Raw genomic sequence first — 26,281 nt, forward strand, 5'->3', positions numbered from 1 at the left:
GTAATGGCTATTGAAATCAAGGTACCGGATATCGGGTCAGACGAAGTTGAAGTCACCGAAATTCTGGTCAAGGTTGGCGATAAGGTGGAAGCCGAGCAGTCGCTGATCACTGTAGAAGGCGATAAAGCCTCTATGGAAGTGCCTTCGCCGCAGGCCGGCGTAGTAAAAGAGATCAAAATCGCAACCGGTGACAAAGTGGAAACCGGCTCGCTGATCATGATGTTTGACGCAGAAGGTGCTGCTGAAGCGGCACCGGCGCCAGCTCAAGAGAAAAATGCCGAGGCCGCCCCTGCCGCCGCTGCGTCTGCCAGCGCCAGCAAAGACGTTAACGTACCGGATATCGGTGGTGACGAAGTCGAAGTCACCGAAATTCTGGTGAAAGTGGGCGACAAAGTTGAAGCTGAACAATCGCTGATCGTCGTTGAAGGCGACAAAGCCTCAATGGAAGTCCCGGCACCGTTCGCGGGCGTGGTGAAAGCGATTAAAATCGCCACCGGCGATAAAGTGAATACCGGCTCTCACATCATGGTCTTTGAAACAGAGGGTGCTGCACCGGCTGCTGATGCGAAGCCAGAAGTGAAAGAAGAGGCTGCGACGGCACCCGCTGCGGCCGCAGGGGCAAAAGACGTTAACGTACCTGACATCGGCGGCGACGAAGTTGAAGTCACCGAAGTGCTGGTGAAGGTCGGCGATAAAGTCGAGGCTGAGCAGTCACTGATTGTAGTGGAAGGCGATAAGGCGTCGATGGAAGTTCCGGCACCGTTCGCGGGCACCGTCAAAGAACTGAAAGTCGCGACGGGCGATAAAGTCAGCACCGGTTCGCTGATCATGGTGTTTGAAGTGGAAGGCGCTGCCCCTGCCGCGGCACCGGCGGCTAAGAAAGAGTCGGCCCCTGCACCTGCGGCGGCGGAATCTAAGCCTGCCGCTGCCCCTGCACCAAAAGCAGACAGCAAAGGCGAGTTTGCTGAGAATGAAGCCTATGTGCACGCCACGCCGGTGATTCGTCGCCTGGCGCGTGAATTTGGCGTTAACCTGGCGAAGGTGAAAGGCACAGGACGCAAAGGCCGTATCCTGAAAGAAGACGTTCAGGCTTACGTGAAAGATGCAGTGAAACGCGCAGAGGCTGCGCCAGCCGCAGCCAGCGGTGGCGGATTGCCGGGCATGCTGCCATGGCCGAAAGTTGACTTCAGTAAGTTCGGTGAAGTTGAAGAAGTGGAACTGGGCCGTATCCAGAAAATCTCGGGTGCCAACCTGAGCCGTAACTGGGTGATGATCCCACACGTAACCCACTTTGATAAAACCGATATTACCGATCTGGAAGCTTTCCGAAAGCAGCAGAACGCCGAAGCCGAGAAGCGCAAACTGGACGTGAAATACACGCCAGTGGTTTTCATCATGAAAGCTGTCGCTGCAGCGCTTGAGCAGATGCCACGTTTCAACAGCTCCCTGTCTGAAGACGCGCAGAAGCTGACGTTGAAAAAATACATCAACATCGGCGTGGCGGTCGATACGCCAAATGGTCTGGTCGTTCCGGTCTTTAAAGACGTGAACAAGAAGGGCATCACCGAGCTGTCTCGTGAGCTGATGGCGGTCTCTAAAAAGGCGCGCGATGGCAAACTGACCGCAGGCGATATGCAGGGCGGTTGTTTCACCATCTCCAGCCTGGGCGGCCTGGGCACCACGCACTTTGCGCCGATTGTTAACGCGCCGGAAGTGGCCATCCTTGGCGTGTCCAAATCCGCAATGGAGCCTGTATGGAACGGTAAAGAGTTTGCACCACGTCTGATGATGCCGATCTCTCTGTCCTTCGATCACCGTGTTATCGACGGTGCGGATGGTGCACGTTTCATTACTATTATTGGCAATATGCTGTCAGACATTCGTCGTCTGGTTATGTAAAAAGCGCAAAAGGCCGGCAAATGCCGGCCTTTTTGTAACATTCAGGGCACCGCTGTTGGCAGTTTATTAACAATTCTGTAAACTCTTGCGGTGAACATGTCCCGGTGGAATAAGGACATTATGAGCCTATTCCATTAGGCATAATTGGCGCAGTCAGATTGAGTCACGGCAGGCAAATCCGATAGGGGAATGTTTGCAGCAGCAGACGCAATATGGCCAGTTAACTAGCCTAATGGGATAGGCTCAGCGTCTGACCCGCCGGAAATCCAATAAGAGGTCATGATGAGTACAGAGATTAAAACTCAGGTCGTGGTACTTGGGGCAGGTCCTGCAGGTTACTCTGCAGCTTTTCGTTGCGCTGACTTAGGTCTGGAAACCGTACTGGTTGAGCGCTACAGCACCCTCGGTGGTGTCTGTCTTAACGTAGGCTGTATCCCGTCTAAAGCGCTGCTGCACGTTGCTAAAGTGATTGAAGAAGCGAAAGCGCTCGAAGAACACGGCATTGTGTTTGGTCAGCCGCAAACGGATATCAACAAAATCCGTAGCTGGAAAGAGAAGGTGATTAACCAACTGACCGGTGGCCTGTCTGGCATGGCGAAAGGGCGTAAAGTGAAAGTGGTTAATGGCCTGGGCAAATTTACCGGTGCCAATACGCTGGTGGTCGAAGGTGAAGGTGGCGCAACCACTATTAACTTCGATAACGCCATTATCGCTGCAGGTTCACGTCCTATCGAACTGCCATTCATTCCTCATGAAGATCCTCGTGTATGGGATTCCACTGACGCACTGGAACTGAAAGAAGTGCCTAAGCGTCTGCTGGTTATGGGGGGCGGAATCATCGGTCTGGAAATGGCTACCGTTTACCATGCACTGGGTTCAGAGATCGACGTGGTCGAGATGTTTGACCAGGTTATCCCAGCGGCCGATAAAGACGTGGTTAAAGTCTTTACCAAACGTATCAGCAAGAAATTTAACCTGATGCTGGAAACCAAGGTGACCGCCGTAGAAGCCAAGGACGACGGTATCTATGTTTCGATGGAAGGCAAAAAAGCGCCGGGCGAAGCTCAGCGTTATGATGCGGTTCTGGTTGCGATTGGTCGTGTACCGAACGGTAAAGGCCTGGATGCTGACAAAGCCGGTGTCGAAGTTGACGATCGCGGCTTCATCCGCGTTGACAAGCAGATGCGCACCAATGTGCCACACATTTATGCGATCGGCGACATTGTAGGTCAGCCAATGCTGGCACACAAAGGCGTGCATGAAGGCCATGTTGCGGCAGAAGTCATTTCAGGTCTGAAACACTACTTCGATCCGAAAGTGATTCCTTCCATTGCCTATACTGAGCCAGAAGTTGCCTGGGTCGGTCTGACTGAGAAAGAAGCGAAAGAGAAAGGCATCAGCTATGAAACCGCCACGTTCCCGTGGGCGGCATCAGGCCGTGCGATTGCTTCTGACTGTGCAGATGGCATCACCAAACTGATTTTCGACAAAGAGACCCATCGTGTTATCGGTGGTGCCATTGTCGGAACGAACGGCGGTGAACTGCTGGGTGAAATCGGTCTGGCCATTGAAATGGGCTGTGACGCAGAAGATATTGCGCTGACCATTCATGCGCACCCAACCCTGCATGAATCCGTAGGACTGGCGGCTGAAATTTTTGAAGGCAGCATCACCGATCTGCCTAACGCGAAAGCGAAGAAGAAATAAGTCTCAGGACAGTCATAGCGGCCCCTTATGGGGCCGTTTTTTTATGCTGATTATTATCGAATAAGAAAATCAATAAAGGAAAGGGCGCCTGCGCTAACACATTTACACTGGCATATAGGGCGGAGTAAACTCCGCCACTAACGAAGTTTTACTGCCTGGTTTCGTAATTCAAGACAGCCGAAAGTTCAGCACTCATTATTCTGAGGCGAAGCTCACATAATGAACCTCGGTTTGATAAACTCAATCCTAAGAGAATTAACCCGCTAATAACAAGTAAACCGTATTTCGACTTCATGGTGGCACCTCTCTTGATTTTCATCGAGCGAGGGGCTACCCTGACAGTGTTGAGGTGTTAGGGTAGTGACCTCCGCTCGCATTAGTTGACTGATTAATGTGAGCGGTTCCTTCCTCTTTCCACCTCAGGTTCTTACCCAAAGCAGAAAGCTTCAGGCGCCCAACCGCAGTCTACGCATTTATTATTTTACTGTCCCCTGGTTTTTTATTTTTTCATAATGCTAATTAATAAAAATTTCTGTCTTTTATATTTTAAATGTTATTTATGCTGATTCTTTCATGACTATTTTAAAATAATTATTTCTCGGTTCTTATGTTGCTGTTAATTTTGATGGTTGATCACTTCGTTATTATTAACACGTAACCAGTCAATAAAATGACGTAATGGTGCAGAGACATAACGCCTGCCGGGATAGTAGAGCCAGAAGCCATCGGCATTCTCCGTATAGTGACTTAACAGCTCAACGAGTGAGCCACTTCGCAGACTGGCACTGACCACGGCCTCCTGCAGAAAAGCAATCCCTGCTCCCGCAAGGGCGGCCTGCAATATTCGTTCGTTGTTGTCCAGCACCAGAGAGCCACTGACGGCGACTTCCCGCTTTTTCCCTGCGTGCATGAATTCCCAGCGATAGCGTTGCCCGCTCGGGAAACGCCGCTCAATGCAGGGAAACTGCAGCAGATCGTCCGGTGTTTGCGGGGCACCATGACGTTCGATAAACGCCGGGCTTGCGACAACCAGTGTACGCATTGCCGGGCCAAAGGGCAGGGCGATCATATCCTGCGCCAGCACATCACCGTAGCGAATGCCTGCATCAAAACCGGCTTCAAGGATATCCACCAGCGCATCGTTGCTGTCAATTTCCAGCGTAATGTCCGGATAGCGCTGGAGGAATGGCAGGATCAGGCTGTCAAAAAACAGCGCTTCTGCAGAGCGGGGCATATTGAGTTTCAGCGTACCGTGAGGCCGGGCTCGCCAGTCGTTAAGTTCATCCACGGCCTGCGATAAATCGAGTAAGGCAGGCTGAATGCGCTGCAGAAAATGTTGTCCAGCCTGGGTCAGTGAGACACTGCGCGTCGTGCGGTTGAGTAATCTCACCCCTAGCCGTTGTTCGAAATGACGCATGGCGTGGCTCAGCGCAGACGGCGTCACGTTGCGTGCCTGTGCGGCTTTGCGGAAGCTCCGGTGGTGCGCAATGGCGCTGAACATTTCCAGTTCCTGCAGGGTGGCCCGCGAAAGTGTCATTGATGAATTTTCCTCACTGAATGGGCAAGAATAGCGCAATTGTTGTTGGTATTGATGAGGATTATAACAATAACACCGCAACAAAGAGGAAAACATCATGCAACAACGTCAATTGGGTAATCAGGGATTACGCGTTTCAGCACTGGGACTCGGCTGCATGGGCATGACCTTCGCCTATGGCAATCATGATGAGCAGCAGGCATTAAATACGCTGTCGCGCGCGTTTGAACTGGGCATCAACTTTCTGGATACCGCCGAAATCTACGGTCCATTTACCAACGAGGTGCTCATCGCTAAAGCCCTTAAAGGCCGCCGCGACAATATCACGGTGGCCACAAAATTTGGTTTTGCGATTACTGGCGAAGGTCAGGGCTGGGAAAAGATGACGGGCGTTAACAGCCAGCCTCAGCATATTCGCCGCGCAGTCGAAGGATCGTTAACCCGTTTGGGGACCGATCATATCGATCTGCTTTACCAGCACCGTTTTGATCCGAGCGTACCGATTGAAGACGTGATTGGCACGATGGCGGATCTGATTAAAGAGGGAAAAGCCCGCTATATTGGGTTGTCTGAAGTCTCATCTGCTACGCTGCGGCGCGCCTGTGCCGTCCATCCCGTCTCTGCCTTACAAAGCGAATACTCACTCTGGACCCGCGATCCCGAGCAGGACATTCTGGCGACCTGTCGTGAACTGAATGTCGGTTTTGTGCCTTACAGTCCGTTGGGCCGGGGCTTCCTGACGGGCAAACTGACGTCCGTGGACGCGCTGGATCCGCATGACTTCCGCCGCAGTTTGCCCCGTTTTCAGGAGCAGGCACAGGAACATAACCAAAAGTTAGTCGCGCAGCTCACTGAGATGGCACACAGTTATGGTATTACTGCGGCACAACTGGCGCTGGCATGGGTCATGGCGAAGGGGGAAGATATTGTGCCGATTCCGGGAGCGAGCAAGGTCCATCATCTGGAAGAAAACTGTGCCGCAGCGAATGTCGTCCTGACAGGGGCGGACAGTGACACGCTGGACAGGCTCTTTGCGCCGCAAAACGTGCGGGGTGAACGCTATGCGGATGCAGAATATGGCATGATCGATCGTTAAGCTTACAGCGAAATGACTGGGTTAACCGGCAGGGCATTAAGCCCTGCGTTTTTTTCGTTTATCTCTGTTCAGGTAGCGCATTCTGCTGCAGAAAACCGCAATGTTGCTTTTTTGTAAACAGATTAACAAGCTGTTGAAATCCTGCTATGCTGCCCCACGCGGAACCGGGCACCTTACCCTACTCATGGAATGCGTTGTCATCAGGGTGCACCGGAAACCCATACAATGAGAGCGAGGAGAACGTCGTGCTAGAAGAATACCGTAAGCACGTTGCCGAGCGTGCTGCCCAAGGGATCGTACCTAAGCCATTAGATGCTTCCCAGATGGCCGCGCTGGTTGAACTGCTAAAAAATCCACCTGCGGGTGAAGAAGAATTTTTGACCGATTTGTTGGTCAACCGCGTACCACCCGGCGTCGATGAAGCGGCGTATGTTAAAGCAGGTTTCCTGGCTGCTGTCGCCAAAGGCGAAACAACCTCTCCTCTGGTATCTCCTGAAAAAGCCGTTGAACTGCTCGGTACCATGCAGGGCGGTTACAACATCCATCCTCTGATTGAAGCATTAGATGATGCGAAACTCGCGCCGATTGCGGCAAAAGCGCTTTCCCACACGTTGCTGATGTTTGACAGCTTTTACGACGTTGAAGAAAAAGCCAAAGCAGGCAACGCGCATGCGAAACAGGTGATGCAGTCATGGGCGGATGCCGAATGGTATCTGTCACGTCCAGAGCTGGCTGAAAAAATTACCGTAACGGTTTTCAAAGTCACTGGCGAAACCAATACAGACGATCTGTCTCCGGCACCGGATGCCTGGTCACGTCCTGATATCCCTCTGCATGCGCTGGCAATGCTGAAAAATGCCCGCGAAGGCATTGAGCCAGATGAGCCAGGCAACATCGGACCGATCAAACAAATTGAAGCGCTGCAGGCCAAAGGTTTCCCGCTGGCCTACGTCGGTGACGTTGTAGGCACCGGTTCATCACGTAAATCGGCGACCAACTCGGTGCTGTGGTTTATGGGCGATGACATTCCGAACGTGCCAAACAAAAAAGGCGGTGGCGTTGTGCTGGGTGGCAAAATTGCCCCTATCTTCTTCAACACCATGGAAGATGCAGGCGCGCTGCCGATTGAAGTGGATGTGAACAACCTGAATATGGGCGATGTCATTGATATCTATCCCTTCAAAGGTGAAGTCCGCAACCACGAAACCGGCGACCTGCTGGCCAGTTTTGAACTGAAAACCGACGTCCTGATCGATGAAGTCCGTGCTGGTGGTCGTATTCCCCTGATCATTGGCCGTGGCCTGACGACCAAAGCGCGCGAATCGCTGGGGCTGCCTGCCAGTACCGTGTTCCGTATCGCGAAAGACGTGGCTGAAAGCACACGTGGCTACTCGCTGGCACAGAAAATGGTGGGCCGTGCCTGTGGTGTTGACGGCATCCGTCCCGGTGCGTACTGCGAACCTAAGATGACCTCTGTGGGCTCACAGGATACTACCGGTCCAATGACCCGAGACGAACTGAAAGACCTGGCCTGCCTGGGCTTTTCGGCTGACCTGGTCATGCAGTCGTTCTGTCACACGGCGGCTTATCCTAAGCCGGTGGATGTGAACACGCACCATACGTTACCTGACTTCATCATGAACCGCGGCGGGGTTTCTCTGCGTCCGGGTGACGGGGTTATTCACTCCTGGCTGAACCGTATGCTGCTGCCGGATACCGTCGGAACAGGTGGCGATTCTCATACGCGTTTCCCTATCGGGATTTCGTTCCCGGCAGGCTCGGGCCTGGTCGCCTTTGCTGCGGCAACGGGCGTTATGCCGCTCGATATGCCGGAATCGGTGCTGGTACGTTTCAAAGGTAAAATGCAGCCTGGCATTACGCTGCGCGATCTGGTTCACGCCATTCCGCTGTATGCCATTAAGCAGGGCCTGCTGACCGTCGAGAAGAAAGGCAAGAAGAACATCTTCTCTGGCCGCATCCTTGAAATTGAAGGTCTGCCCGATCTGAAAGTTGAGCAGGCGTTCGAACTGACCGATGCGTCTGCAGAACGTTCTGCTGCAGGCTGTACCATTAAGCTGGATCAGGCGCCGATCAAAGAGTACCTGACCTCTAACATTGTCCTCTTGAAATGGATGATCTCGGAAGGCTACGGCGATCGTCGTACGCTGGAGCGCCGTATCGAAGGCATGGAGAAATGGCTGGCGGATCCACAGTTGCTTGAAGCCGACGCCGATGCGGAATATGCCGCGGTGATTGACATCGATCTGGCTGAGATCAAAGAGCCGATTCTGTGTGCGCCAAACGATCCGGACGATGCGCGTCTGCTGTCTGATGTGCAGGGCGAGAAGATTGATGAAGTCTTTATCGGCTCGTGCATGACCAATATCGGTCACTTCCGTGCGGCAGGTAAGTTGCTGGACAGCCATAAAGGCCAGTTACCAACCCGTCTGTGGGTTGCACCACCGACCAAAATGGACGCGGCTCAGCTGACAGAAGAAGGTTACTACAGCGTATTTGGTAAGAGCGGTGCGCGTATTGAGATCCCGGGCTGTTCACTGTGCATGGGTAACCAGGCACGTGTGGCTGACGGCGCAACGGTGGTCTCGACGTCAACCCGTAACTTCCCGAACCGTCTGGGTACAGGGGCTAATGTCTATCTGGCCTCTGCGGAGCTGGCTGCCGTCTCATCGCTGTTAGGTAAACTGCCTACGCCAGATGAGTATCAGCAGTTCATGGCACAGGTTGATAAAACAGCCACTGACACCTATCGCTATCTCAACTTTGACCAGTTGAGTCAGTACACGGAAAAAGCAGACGGCGTGATTTTCCAGACTGCCGTCTGACAGGTGACGATCGTTCTGTTTGAGAGGAGCGCCCCGGCGCTCCTCTTTTTTTATGCCTGAAAAGGGGCGTCCAGGGAATCTGGATAGGCGCGCTAAGCAGGTGCACGGCAATAAAAATAGCGGTATAACAGCGCGAGTAACTGACAAAGAGATAAGATCATGGAGTATGAATTTTTACGCGACATCACGGGCAAGGTAAAAGTGCGCATGTCGATGGGCCATGAAGCATTAGGCCACTGGTTTAATGAAGAAGTCGGGCATGACGCCAGCGTGCTGGATGAGGTTGAAGCCGAAGCCCAAAAACTTACAGGCAGTGAGCGCCAGTGGCAGCGCATCGGGCGCGAATATACGCTCTGGATGGATGATGAAGAGGTCATTGTCCGCGCGAATACATTGAATTTCGAAGGCGATGAGATGGAAGAGGGCATGAATTACTACGATGAAGAAAGCCTGTGCTTCTGCGGTAAGGAAGATTTCCTGGCCGTGATTGCCGCCTGGCGGCGATTTATGTCGGGCAAATGATTGAAAGCTTGCACACCGATCGCCATTTACCTCCTTTGTTGATTGATAATGCTCAATTATCAGCGTTTTAATCTGAGATTCCCGCCGCATATTTTATCCTTGTGATTTAATATCATCATAGTGATTGTAATTAATCACTAAGGTGGTGGTATGAAGATTAAGGAAACAATCGAAAAAGTGCCTGGCGGAATGATGATTATCCCGTTAGTGCTGGGGGCCGCCGCTAACACGCTGGCTCCCGACGCCTCAGGGACAGGGGGCTTTACGCCGGCACCGTTTAAAGAGGACGTGCCTGCGCTTATCGGTGTTTTTTTGTTATGCATGAGATCGGTTAAAGCGCTGCCCCAGGCGCGGGTTACGGGCGGCGGTATCACCGTGACGAAGTGTCCTGCTGCTGTCGCGCTGGGTCTGTCTGTCGATACGTTGTCTGGCCCTGAAGGCCGGTGGGGATTGTCATCCGTTGCGGTCATTGCGGCGATGGACAACAGCAACGGCGGTCTTCATACGGTCCCGGCAGGGGCCGCCGCCAGGACAACTGCCGTCACGCCGGCTGCGCTGGCGCAGGCCGATCCGGCTCTGTCTTGTGTGGTCGCCGCGGCAACGCCGCTGATTGCGACATCGGTGATTGTCACCGCCCTTTTAACGCCGATGCTGACCTTCCTGGGTGGCAAAAGGTAATCAGCGACGGGCTGTCGCTTTATCTACGGAAAAATCACGATGAAAATGATCGTTATTGCCGACGACTTTACCGGTGCGAATGATACGGGCGTGCAACTGGCTAAAAAAGGGGCACGTACGGAAGTGATGCTGACGTCACAGCAAAAGCCCTCACGTCGCGCTGATGTGCTGGTGATTAACACAGACAGCCGGGCACTCAGCGCTGAGCAGGCGGCGGTTGCGGTGAAACAGGCGCTGTCTCCCTGGGTGCGCCCTGGGCAAAACAGCGTGCTGATCTATAAAAAAATCGACTCTACCTTTCGTGGCAATCCCGGCGCAGAGATTGCTGCGGCTATGGCCGCCAGCGGAACCACGCTGGCGATTGTCGCCGCAGCCATTCCGTCTGCGGGGCGCATGACGCGCAATGGTGAATGCTGGGTTCACCAGCGCCCGTTGCTGGAAACCGAGTTTGCCAGCGATCCGCGCACACCGATTATCTCCTCGCGTATCCGCACGCTGATCGGCTTACAGACCGATCTGCCTGTCAGGGAGATGACGCTGGACGACGTCAGGCGTGGCGACCTCGCAGACCGGCTTGAAAACCTGCGCCAACAGCCCGCCAGCATCGTCATTATTGATGCAGAAAGCGATAACGATCTGGCCCTGATTGCCCGGGCTGCTCTCTCAATGGCTGCGCGCCCATTGCTGGTTGGGGCGGCGGGACTGGCCAACGCGCTTCCGACCGACAGCTATATGGACAGCGATCAAACGCTTCCGGTTCTGGTGGTGGCGGGCTCGATGAGTGAAATGACCCGGCGTCAGGTAGCCCAGGCGCAACGTCTGGGGCGGGCTGACGTGGTCAGAATCGCGGTTGAAACCCTGCTTGCACCTGAGAAAGAGCAAAAAGAGATCGTAGAGCAGGCGTGCCAGATCCTTGCACAGAACAGGCACTGTATTCTGCAGACCAGCAGCCACGGGGACGACCGTAACCAGATTGCAGCGCTGACCGGAAAATATGCATTGAGTCGCGAGGCGTTGGGCGAAACGCTGAGTCGGCGAATGGGGGATATCACCTTAGCGATCCTGGATCGTGCCCGTACGGGTGGGCTGTTCCTGACGGGCGGCGACATCGCGATCGCGGTGGCGAATGCTCTCGGCGCCGAAGGTTACCGTATCCACGGCGAAGTGGCGCCCTGTATCCCGTGTGGCACCTTCGTAAACAGTGACATCGATGATTTACCCGTTATCACTAAAGCAGGGGGATTCGGGACGGATGATACGCTCTGTGATGCGCTGCATTATATTGAGGAGCTGTATCTGAATGAGTAAACCTGAGCCTGCAGATGTGCAGGCCAGAATTGCGTTTCGACAGGATAAGTCAGGGGAAATTTGGAGGAATGATGAGAATAGCTGTGCCCTGTTTAATAAAGGGCGCGATATTCTCCATTATTAAAATATAATAAATCCTTACGTTCCCTGTTCGATGTGTAATGCTGTACTCCCCAATGATGCTGTTACATTTCGTTACCTGAATGCAACTGCTCGCTTAAGTCAAATTTACTGTTCGGTAAAACGAAACAGGCTTCACTGTCCTTTTTGAATGCTTAATCTGTTTGATTTTTCAGTTTTTTATGGCCACGTGCACCGTGAGAACAGGGCGATAACAGGGATTATCATCCCCCCTGTTTTCTCGTTATTTCCGCTAACGCTAATTTAAATTGTAACGCAGTGGAAATTTCCGCGAGAGCGCTAATAATCAACTTAACATTGATGCGTTCACTTCTACGTCACTCACCGTTCGGTTGAGTGGTCAGGCTTTTCATTAAATTTATATGCCTGATTTATTAATGTGTCTTGCCATTATTCTCGTGAATTAATGGAATTTAATTATTCTCTTTCCACTCGCGGAGATATTATGCTCAGCAATACATCTATCAGAACCCGCCTTTATATGGCGTTTGGTGCCATGACGCTTGTCATGATTGTGGTATGCAGTCTGTTTTATATGGGGTTTAATCGCGTCACGCAGGCCAGCAAGCTTAACGTTCATACCTATCAGGTGGTTGAAGGCCTGAATAAGGTGACCGAGAGTCTGCTGAATATGGAAACCGGCCTTCGGGGTTATGCACTTAGCGGTCAGACACAAATGCTGGCACCCTTTAATCAGGGTAAACAGGCCTTTAGCGACTACACCGCGAGTACACATCAGCTGACGCAGGACAATCCGGTGCAGCAGCAACGCTTAGTCGATCTGGAAAGCAGACAGAAGAACTGGCTGGAAAGCTATGCCCGTAACGTAATGGCGGCGCGTGAGCGTCTGAATCAGGGGAACCTCGACCAGCAACACTTTTTAGACATCTTTGCGACTGATGAAGGTAAAGTGCAAATGGATGCGATGCGTAACGTGATTGAATCCATGATTGTCACGGAGAAATCATTACTCAAATCGCGTGAAGATGAACTGACTAGCGAGCGGACCAAAACGCGCGTGATCCTGGTGGCCGGACTGCTACTGTCAGCGGGAATTTCCCTGATTCTGGGCCTGCTGATTTCCCGCAGTATTTCTCGTCCTCTGGCTATCGCGGTGCACACGGCCGATACCATTGCCCGGGGCGATCTGACCTCTGTGATTACCGTAAACCGTCAGGATGAAACCGGAAAGCTGCTGACGGCCCTGGCGAACATGCAAAATCATTTGCGGAACCTGGTGACCCAGATCAAAGATTCTGCGGCATCGGTTGAACTGGCGGCCAGTGAAATTGCGCAGGGCAATACCGAGCTGTCCTCCCGTACGGAAGAGCAGGCTGCGGCATTGCAACAGACGGCGGCAAGCATGGAACAAATTACTGCGACGGTTCGCAATAACACCTCTGTCGCTGAATCTACAGCGTCTTCGGCCCGGGAGACGGAATCACTGACGCGCGCCAGCGAAAAAGCCGTCAATGAAATGAGCCACACGATGCACAGCATTTCGGTGAGCGCGGCGAAAGTGAAAGAGATTACCGCGGTTATTCAAAGTATCGCTTTTCAGACCAACATTCTGGCGCTGAATGCGGCGGTAGAAGCGGCAAGAGCGGGTGAGCACGGTCGTGGCTTTGCCGTTGTCGCAACGGAAGTCCGTACGCTGGCACAGCGCAGCGCATCATCGTCGCGTGAAATCGGTAACCTGATTGAAGAAGCGGTCGCGGGCGTGGCGAAAGGCGTACAGGCGGCCGATCATACCGCCCAGAGTATTCTTAAAGCGGCAAGTGAAGTCGCGTCACTGGCACAGTATATGGATGGTCTGGCGCTGGCATCAGTGGAACAAATGCAGGGCGTTTCGCAGGTCAGCATTGCCGTCACGCAGATGGACAGCGTCACACAAAGCAATGCCGCGCTGGTGGAGCAGTCGGCTTCGGCATCGCAATCCCTAACTGAACAGGCGCGCAGTCTGCGCATGTTAACCGCGGCGTTCCAGGTCTGATGCCTTCAGGCCAGGCATGCACCCCGATGCCAGGCCTGAAGACGCGTTTAACGGGTCAGAAAGCGTTCCAGCTCAAGACCTCTGTGGGTTTGATTAGCCAGTTGCACAGCATAAAAGTCGCAGTTGTGTTTCTTCTGACGTGCAAGTGCCGCCATTTTTCTGATTTCCCTGATCCCTTTTCCCTTGAGGCCGCAGGCCAGTCGTTCAAGGGCGCGGGCATTTTCAAACTGATCAAATGCGCACGGATAAATCAGCTGAGGAACCCCGTTCTTGAGCAACTGCGCGGTGGTGCCAATACCGCCATGATGAATGGCAAATAAGCAGGTTTCAGTCAGGGCAATATTGAGATGCGGCAGCGTCATCACATCATCGTTTACCGCTAACGCGGCTGCGGTTGGCGTAACAAGCACGCACTTCAGTCCTTCTGTTTTTAAGTCCTGTAAAACGCGTGTCACGGATGATTGTTCAGCCAGGGCCCAACTGGTAAAAAAGACCACCGTACGGGAGTCAATAAAATCGGTAATACGATCGTCATCCAGCGACGCCCGGCTCTTGTTCAGTAAAAAACCGGCATAAAATCCCTCGCGCGCTTTCTTTTGATAAAACCAGGGTTCGTATAACACAATCGACTGCGGTTCGTTATTGACCCAGTCAGCGTAAATATTGCGAGAGGCGGGCAGATTATGGTCGCGTCGCAGCGTGTCGATGGTACGCTGGAGTGCAGGCGAAACCAGGGCCCGTTGAAATAAAGCCAGTTTCCAGTTCAGACTGACACGCAGGCTTTTTTCCAGCGCATGGATAACACGCCCGGGCTGCAATTTTAAATTTGAATTGGTCAGGCTGATAGCATATTTCTTTAACCGGTATTTCTCGCTGACGGCTTTCGCCGCAAAACACCATAAAGAGTGAATGATGATGGCGTCATCTTCGGCAAGAGCGCTCATGGCATCGAACATCGCCTCCTGCTGTTCCGCCATATAATGTGAAATCCGTTTCAGGGCGTGCTTTTTGTCCCATAACGCCCGATCCTGGACGGCTTTCACATAAGTCTCTTTGTCGCCGACCGCCACAAAGGACAGGCCGCGATCTACTGCCTCAGATCTGAAATAGTCGTTAGCGAGCAGGTAAACATCATGATTCTTTTCTTTTAACAGCGAGCCAATCTCAATACAGGGAAAGACATCGCCTGCTGAGCCCAGTGCGCCAATAATCACTTTCATCTCAGACACCAATCTGACTAAAAATAGTGTTGAAGGCGGCTGCGGTCCTTTCCCGGCTGCGCTTGCCTTCCAGATCCAGAAAATGTCCCGCATCCCTGATTTGATAAAAGCGCGTTTTATCCGACTCGCCGCATATCTCTTCGATGTTTTTTTGCGGCGTATGAATATCCAGATCGCCGTTGATAAAGTGAAACTGGCAGGCCGAGTTATCAATAATGTTTTTGTAGTCGTGGTTGCGCAGCGTGGCAATCTGCTCAAGATGGAAACGTCCCTGACGGTATTCAATCTCATCCAGCGACGTCAGATGCCTGAAGTTGCAGAACTTCATTTTATTCGGCAGATATGCACCCACTTCGTCATTCATCAAATGCGCAAGCTCGACAAAGTTCTTCTCTTTTGAAAACAGATTGGCTTGCTTCACGTAAGTCCGCATACGGTCATTAAATTCAAAGGAATAGGACGCGATGATGGCATGTTCCAGGCCCTCCTCACCGTGATTCAAGAGCTTGAGAGTCGATGCACCGCCCCAGGAGGCTGAGGCAATAATATTGGGCTTATAAATTGAAATCAGCTCGCGAATAATCGTGACTTCATCATCAAGCGTGACGATATGGCAGCCCTGTTCGTTGAAGGGTTTTGATTTGCCTGAGAACGGAAGATCAAACGTAATGACATCTGATTTATCCGCCAGGAAGCGTTTCCAGTTGCGGAAAGAAGACGAGGTTGCCAGTGCACCGTTAATCAGGATGGTCCTGTTACGGGTCGGGACTCTGCATTTTGTTAACTCCACATAAATGTTAAGTTCATTTATGTTTACTACAGAATAACCGTGACTCATATCACTCTCCCCACCAAGAAACATCATCAAATATTAAAGTTTTCTAATGTATATCACAGCAAATGGTAATCATTAAGTTATTTTTATGTTTTATCGCTGTTTTTAATCCGCAATCTTTCATCTTATTGATTTAAAAGTGTTTATAAATCAAATGCTCCTGGTTTTTCTCCATCATCTTAGTTTTCATGGAAAATTAAGTAACTTAGCAGGCCGTTAAAGTGTGATTTTCCTCATAAAATCCAGGCGAGGAAAGGGAGGCTGGTCTATTTTATAGTGTCATAAAACTTTATTATCCTTACTGTATTCATGGTAAATTTAATTAATGTTTTATCATGGGGCGAACGGCTCGGCAGGGATTACTGTGGTGAGTTTGTGTTAGTGCCACACTGTGGCCTGTTACTGACGGGCGTTACGGGACGATCTCGGAAGTAGCGTCTTCACAACAGAACGCAGGGGGCGGCTGATTTATTTCACGGAAGAACGTCGTAACGGGTCTGCCAGTCTCACCATCGCAAGACCACATGCCGCGAAAGAAAGGCAGCCGGGGCTACCCTGGTTCGCAGGGCGCAATAAGTGGCCCTGAACGGGCTGTGACAGATAACAGGCAGACGAAAGAGAGAATGCCCCGCAAAGGGGGCATAACTTAGTAGGTTTTTAATCCCACAGACGGAATATTGCGACCGTAATAAATCTCACGCATCTCTTTCCACAGCAGGTCAGTAATGCGTTTGTGCTCCTGCGGTGTCAGATCTTCCGGGCGGGTATTAAAGAGATAATGTTTTAAATCAAATTCTTTCAGCAACATCTTGGTATGGAAGATGTTTTCCTGGTAAACATTCACATCAACCATATCGTACATCCGCTTCATATCGTCGGACATGAAGTTTTGGATGGAGTTAATTTCATGGTCGATAAAGTGTTTAACGCCGTTCACATCACGTGTAAAACCCCGTACGCGGTAATCCACAGTGACAATGTCAGATTCCAGCTGGTGAATCAGGTAATTGAGCGCCTTAAGCGGTGAGATCACGCCGCAGGTTGAGACCTCAATGTCTGCACGGAAGGTACAGAGGCCGCCTTCAGGATGGCTTTCCGGATACGTGTGCACACAAATATGGCTTTTATCAAGATGCGCGACCACGGAATTAGGCAACGGGCCGGGATGCTCAGACGTATCAATATCTTTAGGATCAACAGGTTCTTCACTGACCAAAATCGTGACGCTGGCACCCTGTGGCTCATAATCCTGGCGCGCAATGTTCAGCACATTCGCACCAATAATCGAACAGGTTTCGGTCAAAATTTCCGTCAGGCGATTGGCATTGTATTGCTCATCGATATAAGCAATATAACCATCGCGCTCGGCTTCGGTATTCGCATAGCAAATATCGTAGATACAAAAACTCAGGCTTTTGGTCAGATTATTGAAGCCATGCAGTTTTAGCTTTTGCAATTTTATTCACCCCCTTATAAATGATCGATCAGCGCGTCTCTGACAGAGCATTCAACAGATATTGTGGCAGAGCAAAGCTGCCCGTGTGGATCGCCGGTGTGTAGTAACGGCAGTTCAGGCCCGAGGCCGCAAAGCGCGCCTGCAGAAGGGCGGGATCAAGCTGGCGCAGGGCCGGATTATCGCTTGCCCAGGCAAAGGTCATGATGCCGCCGTAGTAGGTTGGGATGGCCGCCTGATAAAAACTGACATCGGCAAAGTAATGGCTGAGTTTACGATGGCTGTTAACCGCTTCATCCTGCTGCAGGAAGCAAACGCCGTTCTGGGCAACAAAGATCCCATTTTCATTCAGCGCATTTTTACAGCCCGCATAAAAGTCGGACGTAAACAGGCTTTCGCCAGGCCCAATGGGATCGGTACAGTCAGAGATGATAACGTCAAACTTTTCGGTGGTGCGGTTGACGAAATTCACACCATCATCGATGACCAGATTAAAACGCGGATCGTCGTACGCACCAGCGCTGTGGTTCGGCAGATACTGACGACAGAAGGTCACCACGCCGGCGTCGATCTCGACCATGGTGATTTTCTCAATGCCGGTATGGCGGGACACTTCGCGCAACATCGCGCCATCGCCCCCTCCAATAATCAGTACGTTTTTGGCGGCACCATGCGCCAGCAACGGCACATGCGTCATCATTTCGTGATAGATAAATTCATCACGTTCGGTCGTTTGCACCACGCCATCCAGCGCCATAACGCGGCCCATCGCCGCATTTTCAAAGATGATTAAATCCTGGTGGGCCGTTTTATCACGATAAAGCTCTTTATCGACGGTAAAATACTGGCCAAAGCCGGTATGAAGTGTTTCATACCACATCTCGTTTTGGGCCATGATGGGGCTCTCCTTCGTGACATTGCCATAAAAATCGGCGAAACATCATAGCTAACTATGATAGTCGTTGCACGGTCAAATGTCTGACGGGAGAGCGGGCTGGGGCGCTACTTTACATAGGCAAGCAGGCTGAGAGAATCTCTGGCCAGCGACTTACATTTTTTGTCGTTGGCAATCGCGATACCGCTCAAATCACGGTAACTGTCTTCACCCAGGGCTTTCATGTTGTAGTTGTTGTAATTGCTTAAATCCCAGCGGTTTTGCTGGGCAAAAAACACCAACGCCTTGCGGATCTGCGCATCGGGCAAATCCTGATAGCCACAGTCGTTCTTGAGATAAACGAATACCGCAGTCAGATCGGCAAGATCTTCTGCTTCGGATTCGCTCAGGGCAAAGCTGGTGGAGGAGAAGCCGAAGAGTCCTGCCAGTAGCAGGATCCTGATGCTCTTCTTCATAGATATTCTCATGTAATAGTCGTCTGAAAGACGTTAGCACAGTTGTGTAAAGATTTTCGATCAATTTACGATTTTTGGGGCATTCTGCCTGCTGATGCTTGACCTTGCCATAAGGGCAGGGTTTAGGCTTGAGGTCATTTCGTTACAAGGATGCGAATTATGCAACGTCGTCACTTTCTGAAACTGAGCGCGGCACTGGGTGCTGCAGGGGCGCTGCCGCTCTGGAGCCGATCCCTGATGGCGGCCAGTCGGCCACTGCTGCCGGTTCCTTCCCTGCTGGACGCGGATGCGAAAGGAGAGTACAGCCTGACGGCGATGCCGGGCATCAGCCAGTGGCAGGGCAAAGACGTACCCACCTGGGGCTACAATGGCAGCCTGTTGGGGCCCGCAATTCGGCTCCAGCGTGGCAAGGCGGCCACCATCAATATTCATAACCGGCTTAGTGAAGCGACGACCCTGCACTGGCACGGTCTGGAAATCCCCGGCGAGGTGGACGGTGGACCGCAGGGAATCATTGCGCCGGGCGCCACGCGTCAGGTGACGTTTACGCCGGACCAGCCTGCCGCCACCTGCTGGTATCATCCTCATCTGCATGGCAAAACGGGTCATCAGGTTGCCCAGGGGCTGGCCGGCATGATTGTGTTAGAGGATCAGCCGTCAGGGACGCTTCGTCTGCCTAATCAATGGGGCACCGACGATGTTCCACTGATTTTTCAGGACAAACAGCTCACCTCATCCGGTGACCGCATCGATTATGAGCTTGATATTATGCGGGCCGCAGTGGGCTGGTTCGGCGACATGATGCTGACCAACGGTGCGCAGTATCCTCAGCATGCCGTACCGCGTGGATGGTTACGTCTGCGTTTGCTTAATGGCTGCAATGCCCGTTCGCTGCATCTGGCTGCCAGCGATAAACGCCCACTGTATGTGATTGCCAGTGACGGCGGTCTGCTGCCTGAGCCGGTAAAGGTCGATTCCCTTCCGCTCCTGCCGGGCGAGCGCTTTGAAGTCATGGTCGATACGTCCGATGGCAAGGCTTTTGATATCGTGACGCTACCTGTTTCGCAAATGGGCATGACGCTGGCTCCCTTCGATCGGCCCCTGCCGCTGGTCAATATCATTCCGCTGCGGATCATGGCCAGCGCGACTTTACCGGATCAGCTAGCCACATTACCGGCCATACCGAAAACGGACGGTCTGCCATCGCGCTGGTTACAACTCAGTATGGATCCCCAACTGGATCAGCAAGGTATGCAGGCGCTGATGGCACGCTATGGCGCGAAAGCGATGGGGAACGGTGCGCACCATGATATGGCTATGGGCGGTAATGATCATGCGATGCAGCACGACAGCGCGTCCCAGGGAATGGATCATCAGAAGATGGACCATGACGGGATGGCCGCGACTGCCTACGATTTTCACAATGGCAATAAAATCAATGGCCAGCCATTTGATATGACGCGGCCAGCCTTTGATGTGAAGCAGGGCACCGTTGAAAAATGGACCATTTCCGGTGAAGGCGACAGCATGCTGCATCCTTTCCATATTCACGGCACCCAGTTCCGTATTCTTTCTGAAAATGGCAAGCCACCTGCGCCACACCGTCAGGGCTGGAAAGACATGGTCAATGTCGACGGCTGGCGTAGCGAAGTGCTGGTGCGCTTCAACCACCTTGCCGCCGCCGATCATGCGTATATGGCGCATTGCCATTTACTGGAGCATGAAGACACCGGCATGATGCTGGGCTTCACCGTGACCTGATATCAGGCCTGCGCCAGCGCCAGACGGATATCCTCCACCAGATCCCCGGCGTTCTCGATACCGATGGATAAGCGTATCGTCGCGTCGGTGATCCCGATGCGCTGACGCACTGTATCCGGCACGCCAGAATGGGTGGTGGTGGCAGGATGGCTGGCAAGCGATTCTGTCCCGCCCAGACTGACGGCCTGTTTAAACAGCGTCAGGGCATTCAGGAAACGAAACGCTGCAGGTTGTCCGCCGACAATGTCAAAAGAGAAGGTTGAACCGGCCCCGGTGCATTGTTCCCGATAGGTTTTGCCTGCCGGGCTGTCTGCATCCAGATACGGTAACCAGTGCAGGGCGGCGACATCAGGATGTGTACGTAAAAAGGCGGCGACGGTTTCAGCGTTATGACAGGCTTTTTCCATGCGCAGCGACAGCGTTTCCAGCGAACGGCCAATCATCCAGCTTGAATGCGGATCAAGCTGAGTGCCAATAGCGCTACGCAGAGCGCGGATCGGCGACATAAGTGTTTTGTTTCCCATCACCGCACCCGCAATCAGGTCAGAGTGACCGCCCACATATTTCGTCAGGGAATACAGCGATAAATCCGCGCCCAACGTGAGCGGTTGCTGAAAAATCGGCCCCAGTAAGGTGTTATCACAGGCGACGACCGGGCGTGAACCCTGCTGACGATCGATCTCGTCCGCAATACGGGCCATCAGCGCGATATTCACAAGGCTGTTCGTCGGGTTTGCCGGCGTTTCCACCAGGATCATGGCGACGCGTCCCTGCGCCATTGCACGCTGGGCGGCCTCGCGCACTTTGGCTTCATCATGCCCGTCAGTGAAACCCACCGCACGAATATCAAGGTTGTGCAGGGTTTTACTGAGCAGCGTTTCCGTACCGCCGTACAGGGGCTGGGAATGCAAAATCACTTCCCCTGGTCGCGTAAAGGTCAGCAACGCCGTCGAAATGGCCGCCATGCCGGAGGCAAACAGCGCGCAACTTTCGGCCTGTTCGTAGAGAGCGAGGCGGTCCTCAACAATCTCACTGTTGGGATGATTAAAGCGGGAATACACCAGTCCGCCACTTTTACCTTCGGGAGGCTGACGGCGGCCGGAAACATAATCAAAAAAATCGCGGCCTTCTTCTGCACTGTCAAACACAAAGGTGGAGGTCAAAAAGACCGGCGGTTTCACGGCCCCTTCAGACAGACGCGGATCATAACCGTAGTTCAGCATTTGTGTTTCGGGATGCAGTGGGCGGTCGCCGACGTGCGTTTTTTTACTTGAGGGTGAAGTCATTGAGATCTCCCAATAAGGTCGCTAACTGCATAACGATATGTCGATAAAATCGTATCATGCAGCTATTAATGCGGCTAAATGCCGGGTTGTTCTAAGGTAATGCTGTTTGTGCAACTGCCTGCACACAGGTGAAGATTTTTAGTGCACGTAAACGTTTGCGTTCTCTGCGCGGCGTCAGTAGGGACTTCTGTTATGGTAGACTGCGTGGCTTTGTGAGAGACCGGGCTGAAGGCAATGAAACACACTGTTGACGTAATGATCCCTGAGCAGGCAATCGCCGCGCGCATCGCGGAACTGGGCAAAGAAATTACCGACCACTACCGCGACAGCGGCAGCGATATGGTGCTGGTAGGGCTACTTCGTGGCTCATTTATGTTTATGGCGGATTTATGCCGCGTGATTGACGTGCCGCACGAAGTGGATTTTATGACCGCCTCCAGTTACGGCAGCGGGATGTCCAGCAGTCGCGATGTCAAAATTCTCAAAGATCTGGATGAGGATATCCGCGGTAAAGACGTGTTAATCGTTGAAGACATCATTGATTCAGGCAATACGCTCAGCAAAGTGCGGGAAATCCTGCGTCTGCGGGAGCCAAAATCTCTGGCCATCTGTACGCTGCTGGATAAGCCTGAACGCCGTGAAGTCGACGTTCAGGTTGAATTCGTGGGCTTTGCTATCCCTGATGAATTCGTGGTGGGCTTTGGCATCGATTATGCGCAGCGTTATCGCCATCTGCCTTACATTGGCAAAGTGGTTCCCCTCGAATCCTCAGGCGAGTGACCGCACATTCTTCCAAGGCTCTGACCTCTGGATTCGTGTAGGCTTGTCGCGCGCGTGCGTCAGGGGCGGTGAAAATCGCCACTGACTAACAGGTTAGCCATGCCGTGACGATAGCGTTGCTCCAGGTTTTCGCGGCTGTTCGCGGTAACATTCAGGTTACGCAGGCAGCCATCCTGAATACCGTAGACCCAGCCATGTAGCGAGACTTTACGTCCACGCTTCCAGGCCGATTGCAAGATGGTGGAATGCCCCAGATTGTAGACCTGCTCAACAACGTTGATTTCGCAGAGTTTATCCAGACGTTTATCGGGCGGCAGTTCACCCAGCAACACGCTATGCTTGTACCAGAGATCGCGAATGTGCAGCAGCCAGTTATCAATGAGCCCTAACTCCGGGTTATCCATGGCTGCCTGCACGCCACCGCAGCCATAGTGGCCGCACACAATGATGTGTTCAACTTCCAGCACTTCAACCGCGTACTGCACCACAGAAAGGCAGTTAAGATCGGTATGGATAACCAGGTTGGCAACGTTACGGTGGACAAACAGTTCACCTGGCTCAAGACCGGTCAGACGTTCTGCGGGGACGCGACTGTCTGAACAGCCAATCCAAAGGAAACGTGGTTTTTGCGCCTGAGCCAGTCGCTCAAAAAAACCAGGATCTTCTTTGACCAGTAATCTGGACCATTCGCGGTTATTACTGATCAGGGTATCAATGTCTGTCATGGCGTTAAGCAACCTGTTACTGCGCATTTGCGTGCGCGTACTATAGGCGAAGGCTTCCTAAATTCAAACGGCATTACAATGCCATAAAACAGGGTATGTATTCAGAATGACCTATGCACTGGAACTTTCCCGGCTGACCAAGACCTATCCCGGCGGCGTACAGGCGCTCAAGGGCATCGATCTTAACGTCGAAGCCGGTGATTTTTATGCGCTACTGGGACCCAACGGCGCGGGCAAATCGACCACCATCGGGATTATCAGTTCGCTGGTGAATAAGTCGGAAGGCAGCGTCCGCGTCTTTGGTTACGATCTGGAAAAAGATGTCGTCAATGCCAAACGCCAGCTGGGCCTGGTGCCGCAGGAGTTCAATTTCAACCCGTTCGAGACGGTCATGCAGATCGTGGTGAACCAGGCCGGTTACTATGGTGTTGAGCGCCGTGAGGCCCTTCAGCGGGCCGAAAAGTACCTTAAACAGCTCGACCTGTGGGAGAAACGTCACGAAAGGGCGCGCATGTTGTCTGGCGGGATGAAGCGCCGTCTGATGATCGCCCGTGCTCTGATGCACGCGCCCAAACTGTTGATTCTGGATGAACCTACCGCCGGGGTGGATATTGAACTGCGTCGGTCGATGTGGGTTTTCCTGAAAGATTTGAATGCGCAGGGGACGACCATCATTTTGACGACTCACTATCTTGAAGAAGCGGAAATGCTGTGCCGCAATATCGGCATTATTCAAAATGGTGAACTGGTTGAAAACACCTCAATGAAATCCCTGCTGTCGAAGCTCAAATCCGAAACCTTCATTCTGGATCTGGCCCCGCGCAGCCCGTTACCGTCGCTGGAAGGTTTCCAGTACCGGTTAGTGGATACCTCGACGCTCGAAGTTGAAGTCCTGCGCGAGCAGGGGCTGAACAGCGTGTTTAGCCAGCTCAGCGCACAGGGCGTTCAGGTTCTCAGTATGCGTAATAAAGCGAATCGTCTGGAAGAGCTGTTCGTCGGCCTGACGCAAGGAAAAACAGGAGCAAAAGCATGACACATTTGTACTGGGTGGCGTTAAAAAGCATCTGGGCCAAAGAGGTGAACCGGTTCGCCCGCATCTGGATCCAGACGCTGGTGCCGCCCGTGATCACCATGACGCTGTATTTTATCATCTTCGGTAACCTCATCGGTGCGCGCATCGGCGATATGAACGGCTTCAGCTATATGCAGTTCATTGTGCCAGGGCTCATTATGATGTCGGTGATCACCAATGCCTATGCCAACGTGGCGTCGTCGTTCTTTAGCGCCAAGTTTCAGCGCAATATTGAAGAGTTGCTGGTGGCACCGGTACCGACGCACATTATTATCGCTGGCTATGTCGGCGGCGGCGTTGCGCGCGGGATCTGTGTCGGTGTGCTGGTGACCGCCGTTTCGCTGTTCTTTGTGCCGTTTCATGTGCATTCATGGCTGATGGTGGCCATTACGCTGCTGCTAACCGCGGTACTGTTCTCGCTGGCGGGACTGATTAATGCGGTGTTTGCCCGCACGTTTGACGATATCAGCCTGATCCCCACGTTTGTGCTGACGCCGCTAACGTATCTGGGCGGCGTGTTTTATTCGCTGACGCTGTTACCGCCCTTCTGGCAGGCAGTATCAAAACTTAATCCGGTGGTTTATATGATCAGCGGTTTCCGCTTTGGCTTTCTGGGCATTCACGATGTTCCTCTGACCTTGACCATGTCGGTACTGATTGCCTTTATCGTGGTGTTTTATATCGCCGTGTATTTTCTGATTCAGCGGGGCCGCGGATTGCGGACCTGATACCGGCGAAAAAAAAGCAGCGTTAGCGCTGCTTTTTTTTATGCGACCAGACTCAGGCCAGCTGCACCGGCAGCGCTTTCGCCAGACGCTTCATCTGGTTATCACCTTCAAAGTAGGCCACTTTAGGCTGCCACTGGCGCGCTTCTGCATCATCGACCTGGACATACGAGCAGATAATCAGGATGTCGCCTTCACAGGCACAGCGCGCGGCCGCACCGTTGACCGAAATGATTTTCGATCCGCGTTCAGCGGCAATGGCATAAGTAGAGAAACGCTGACCGTTGGTCACGTTATAAATATCGATAGCTTCATATTGCAGGATGCCAGAAGCATCAAGGAAATCCTGATCGATGGCGCAGGAGCCTTCATAGTTGAGGTCCGCCTGCGTGACTTTAACGCGATGCAGTTTGCCTTGTAAAACCGTACGAATCATAGTCAGAAACCTTGTTATACAGCCAAAAAGAGTGACCCTCAGCCTGCAAGACTACTGCGTGAGGTCTACCTGTTGATTATCGATCAGCCGTGCATTCCCCAGCCAGGCGGCCATTAACACGACTGCCCGCTGACTGTCCACCGTCAGAGGCTGCAGCGTTTCCGCATCACAGATGGCCAGGCCATCCGGACGCAATCCTTTTTCCTGCAGCGACCGCGTTGCGTCTTCAATAATATCGTCAATCTGCCGTTCACCATTAGCCAGTCGGGCGGCCATCGCATTCATCACCTGGCTCAGGCCAGGTGCCAGCTTACGCTCATCTTCAGTGAGGTAGCCGTTACGTGAACTCAGGGCCAGACCGTCCCTGGCTCGCACCGTAGGCACGCCGACAATCTCGATATCGAACCCCATGTCTGCCACCATTTTACGAATGATGGCTAACTGCTGGAAATCTTTCTCGCCGAAGCAGGCGATATCGGGCTGAACCAGATTAAACAACTTGCTGACGATGGTCGCCACGCCGCGAAAATGGCCGGGACGACTGGCGCCTTCCAGTAAAGATGAAAGCACCGGCACTTCGACAAAGGTCTGATTAGCCAGCCCGTGTGGATACACCTCAGCAGGCGAGGGCGCAAAGACGACATCCACCGCATGGCGGTTCAGTTTCTCACAGTCTTCCTGCAGCGTGCGCGGGTAGCGCGCCAGATCGTCAGGCCGATCAAACTGCATCGGGTTAACGAAAACCGACACGATCACAACATCGGCCCGCTCACGCGCTTCATCTACCAGCGTTAAATGCCCTTCGTGCAGATTGCCCATCGTGGGCACTAACGCAATACGTTTACCTTGCTGACGCCAGCGGCGCACTTCACGGCGCAGCATGGGCAGAGTGTCGATGATCAGCACTGCCATTC

The 26,281-nt window shown here is 52.7% G+C and carries 21 protein-coding genes and 1 pseudogene; 12 read left to right on the plus strand and 10 right to left on the minus strand.

All coding sequences use genetic code 11. From position 1 onward, the window contains the following. The first annotated feature begins 3 nt into the window (after positions 1–3). Entirely contained in the window at positions 4–1,899 is a 1,896-nt protein-coding gene (gene aceF, locus G5574_RS17215) for a pyruvate dehydrogenase complex dihydrolipoyllysine-residue acetyltransferase (RefSeq protein ID WP_164482957.1), read from the plus strand. A gap of 282 nt (positions 1,900–2,181) precedes the next feature. Further along, positions 2,182–3,606, plus strand: a complete 1,425-nt coding sequence (lpdA, locus tag G5574_RS17220) for a dihydrolipoyl dehydrogenase (RefSeq protein ID WP_028724707.1) — start codon at positions 2,182–2,184, stop codon at positions 3,604–3,606. Positions 3,607–4,222: 616 nt separating this feature from the next. On the opposite strand, the gene G5574_RS17225 is transcribed toward lpdA, so the two are convergent. Continuing rightward, positions 4,223–5,143: a LysR family transcriptional regulator gene (locus G5574_RS17225; protein WP_006117705.1), complete on the minus strand. Its 921-nt coding sequence runs from the start codon at positions 5,141–5,143 to the stop codon at positions 4,223–4,225. A 97-nt stretch (positions 5,144–5,240) separates the two neighbouring features. On the opposite strand from G5574_RS17225, the gene G5574_RS17230 reads away from it, so the two are divergent. The 6 genes and pseudogenes from G5574_RS17230 to G5574_RS17255 all read left to right on the plus strand — a co-directional run bounded on the left by G5574_RS17230 (position 5,241) and on the right by G5574_RS17255 (position 13,724). Continuing rightward, positions 5,241–6,239: an aldo/keto reductase gene (locus tag G5574_RS17230; protein WP_006117706.1), complete on the plus strand. Its 999-nt coding sequence runs from the start codon at positions 5,241–5,243 to the stop codon at positions 6,237–6,239. A gap of 245 nt (positions 6,240–6,484) precedes the next feature. Beyond that, positions 6,485–9,082, plus strand: coding sequence for a bifunctional aconitate hydratase 2/2-methylisocitrate dehydratase (gene acnB / locus G5574_RS17235; RefSeq protein ID WP_072021701.1), 2,598 nt, complete (start codon positions 6,485–6,487; stop codon positions 9,080–9,082). 159 nt (positions 9,083–9,241) lie between these two features. Further along, the gene (yacL, locus tag G5574_RS17240; protein WP_006117708.1) at positions 9,242–9,604 is read left to right on the plus strand and encodes a protein YacL; all 363 of its coding nucleotides are present in this window, start codon (positions 9,242–9,244) and stop codon (positions 9,602–9,604) included. A 150-nt stretch (positions 9,605–9,754) separates the two neighbouring features. Then, positions 9,755–10,325: pseudogene (locus G5574_RS17245) on the plus strand (2-keto-3-deoxygluconate permease). Next, positions 10,322–11,590, plus strand: coding sequence for a D-threonate kinase (gene dtnK, locus G5574_RS17250; RefSeq protein ID WP_164482958.1), 1,269 nt, complete (start codon positions 10,322–10,324; stop codon positions 11,588–11,590). Before G5574_RS17245 ends, dtnK begins: the two are co-directional and overlap by 4 nt. Positions 11,591–12,176: 586 nt before the next feature. Further along, positions 12,177–13,724 (plus strand): methyl-accepting chemotaxis protein, encoded by a 1,548-nt coding sequence (locus G5574_RS17255; RefSeq protein WP_164482959.1) that lies wholly within the window; start codon positions 12,177–12,179, stop codon positions 13,722–13,724. Positions 13,725–13,771: 47 nt separating this feature from the next. On the opposite strand, the gene G5574_RS17260 is transcribed toward G5574_RS17255, so the two are convergent. From G5574_RS17260 to G5574_RS17280, 5 genes are all read right to left on the minus strand, one after another. Next, a complete protein-coding gene (locus G5574_RS17260) occupies positions 13,772–14,944 on the minus strand; it encodes a nucleotide disphospho-sugar-binding domain-containing protein (RefSeq protein WP_164482960.1) in 1,173 nt (390 codons plus the stop codon). Between the two features lies 1 nt (position 14,945). Beyond that, complete coding sequence (locus G5574_RS17265) at positions 14,946–15,782, minus strand: alpha/beta fold hydrolase (protein ID WP_164482961.1); 837 nt, start codon at positions 15,780–15,782, stop codon at positions 14,946–14,948. Between the two features lie 643 nt (positions 15,783–16,425). Beyond that, entirely contained in the window at positions 16,426–17,235 is an 810-nt protein-coding gene (gene speD / locus G5574_RS17270; RefSeq protein ID WP_033740284.1) for an adenosylmethionine decarboxylase, read from the minus strand. 28 nt (positions 17,236–17,263) lie between these two features. Further along, the gene (gene speE / locus G5574_RS17275) at positions 17,264–18,127 is read right to left on the minus strand and encodes a polyamine aminopropyltransferase (protein WP_058702046.1); all 864 of its coding nucleotides are present in this window, start codon (positions 18,125–18,127) and stop codon (positions 17,264–17,266) included. Between the two features lie 107 nt (positions 18,128–18,234). Next, a complete protein-coding gene (locus G5574_RS17280) occupies positions 18,235–18,582 on the minus strand; it encodes a YacC family pilotin-like protein (protein ID WP_006117717.1) in 348 nt (115 codons plus the stop codon). A gap of 159 nt (positions 18,583–18,741) precedes the next feature. Here G5574_RS17280 and cueO point away from each other — a divergent pair, with 159 nt between their 5' ends. Next, entirely contained in the window at positions 18,742–20,343 is a 1,602-nt protein-coding gene (gene cueO, locus G5574_RS17285; RefSeq protein ID WP_164482962.1) for a multicopper oxidase CueO, read from the plus strand. Positions 20,344–20,345: 2 nt separating this feature from the next. Here the strand turns inward: cueO and G5574_RS17290 are convergent, their stop codons facing one another. Next, on the minus strand, positions 20,346–21,629 hold the full coding sequence (locus G5574_RS17290) for a cystathionine gamma-synthase family protein (protein ID WP_164482963.1): 1,284 nt from the start codon (positions 21,627–21,629) through the stop codon (positions 20,346–20,348). A 234-nt stretch (positions 21,630–21,863) separates the two neighbouring features. Here G5574_RS17290 and hpt point away from each other — a divergent pair, with 234 nt between their 5' ends. Next, positions 21,864–22,409 carry a hypoxanthine phosphoribosyltransferase gene (hpt, locus tag G5574_RS17295; RefSeq protein ID WP_006117719.1) on the plus strand — a complete coding sequence of 182 codons (546 nt, stop codon included), beginning with the start codon at positions 21,864–21,866 and terminating at the stop codon, positions 22,407–22,409. A gap of 59 nt (positions 22,410–22,468) precedes the next feature. Here hpt and can read toward each other — a convergent pair whose 3' ends face one another. Beyond that, positions 22,469–23,134, minus strand: coding sequence for a carbonate dehydratase (gene can, locus G5574_RS17300; protein WP_033740288.1), 666 nt, complete (start codon positions 23,132–23,134; stop codon positions 22,469–22,471). 106 nt (positions 23,135–23,240) lie between these two features. Between can and G5574_RS17305 the strand changes: the two genes are divergently transcribed. Further along, positions 23,241–24,167: an ABC transporter ATP-binding protein gene (locus G5574_RS17305; RefSeq protein WP_006117721.1), complete on the plus strand. Its 927-nt coding sequence runs from the start codon at positions 23,241–23,243 to the stop codon at positions 24,165–24,167. Then, positions 24,164–24,934, plus strand: a complete 771-nt coding sequence (locus G5574_RS17310; RefSeq protein ID WP_006117722.1) for an ABC transporter permease — start codon at positions 24,164–24,166, stop codon at positions 24,932–24,934. The genes G5574_RS17305 and G5574_RS17310 overlap by 4 nt, the downstream gene beginning before the upstream one ends. Before the next feature lie 52 nt (positions 24,935–24,986). Here G5574_RS17310 and panD read toward each other — a convergent pair whose 3' ends face one another. Both panD and panC read right to left on the minus strand, forming a co-directional pair. Then, positions 24,987–25,367: an aspartate 1-decarboxylase gene (panD, locus tag G5574_RS17315; RefSeq protein ID WP_033740289.1), complete on the minus strand. Its 381-nt coding sequence runs from the start codon at positions 25,365–25,367 to the stop codon at positions 24,987–24,989. A 51-nt stretch (positions 25,368–25,418) separates the two neighbouring features. Beyond that, positions 25,419–26,273, minus strand: coding sequence for a pantoate--beta-alanine ligase (gene panC / locus G5574_RS17320; protein WP_033740347.1), 855 nt, complete (start codon positions 26,271–26,273; stop codon positions 25,419–25,421). Between the last annotated feature and the right edge of the window lie 8 nt (positions 26,274–26,281).

The sequence above is a fragment of the Pantoea stewartii genome (assembly GCF_011044475.1).
In the GTDB taxonomy this organism is placed as follows: domain Bacteria; phylum Pseudomonadota; class Gammaproteobacteria; order Enterobacterales; family Enterobacteriaceae; genus Pantoea; species Pantoea stewartii.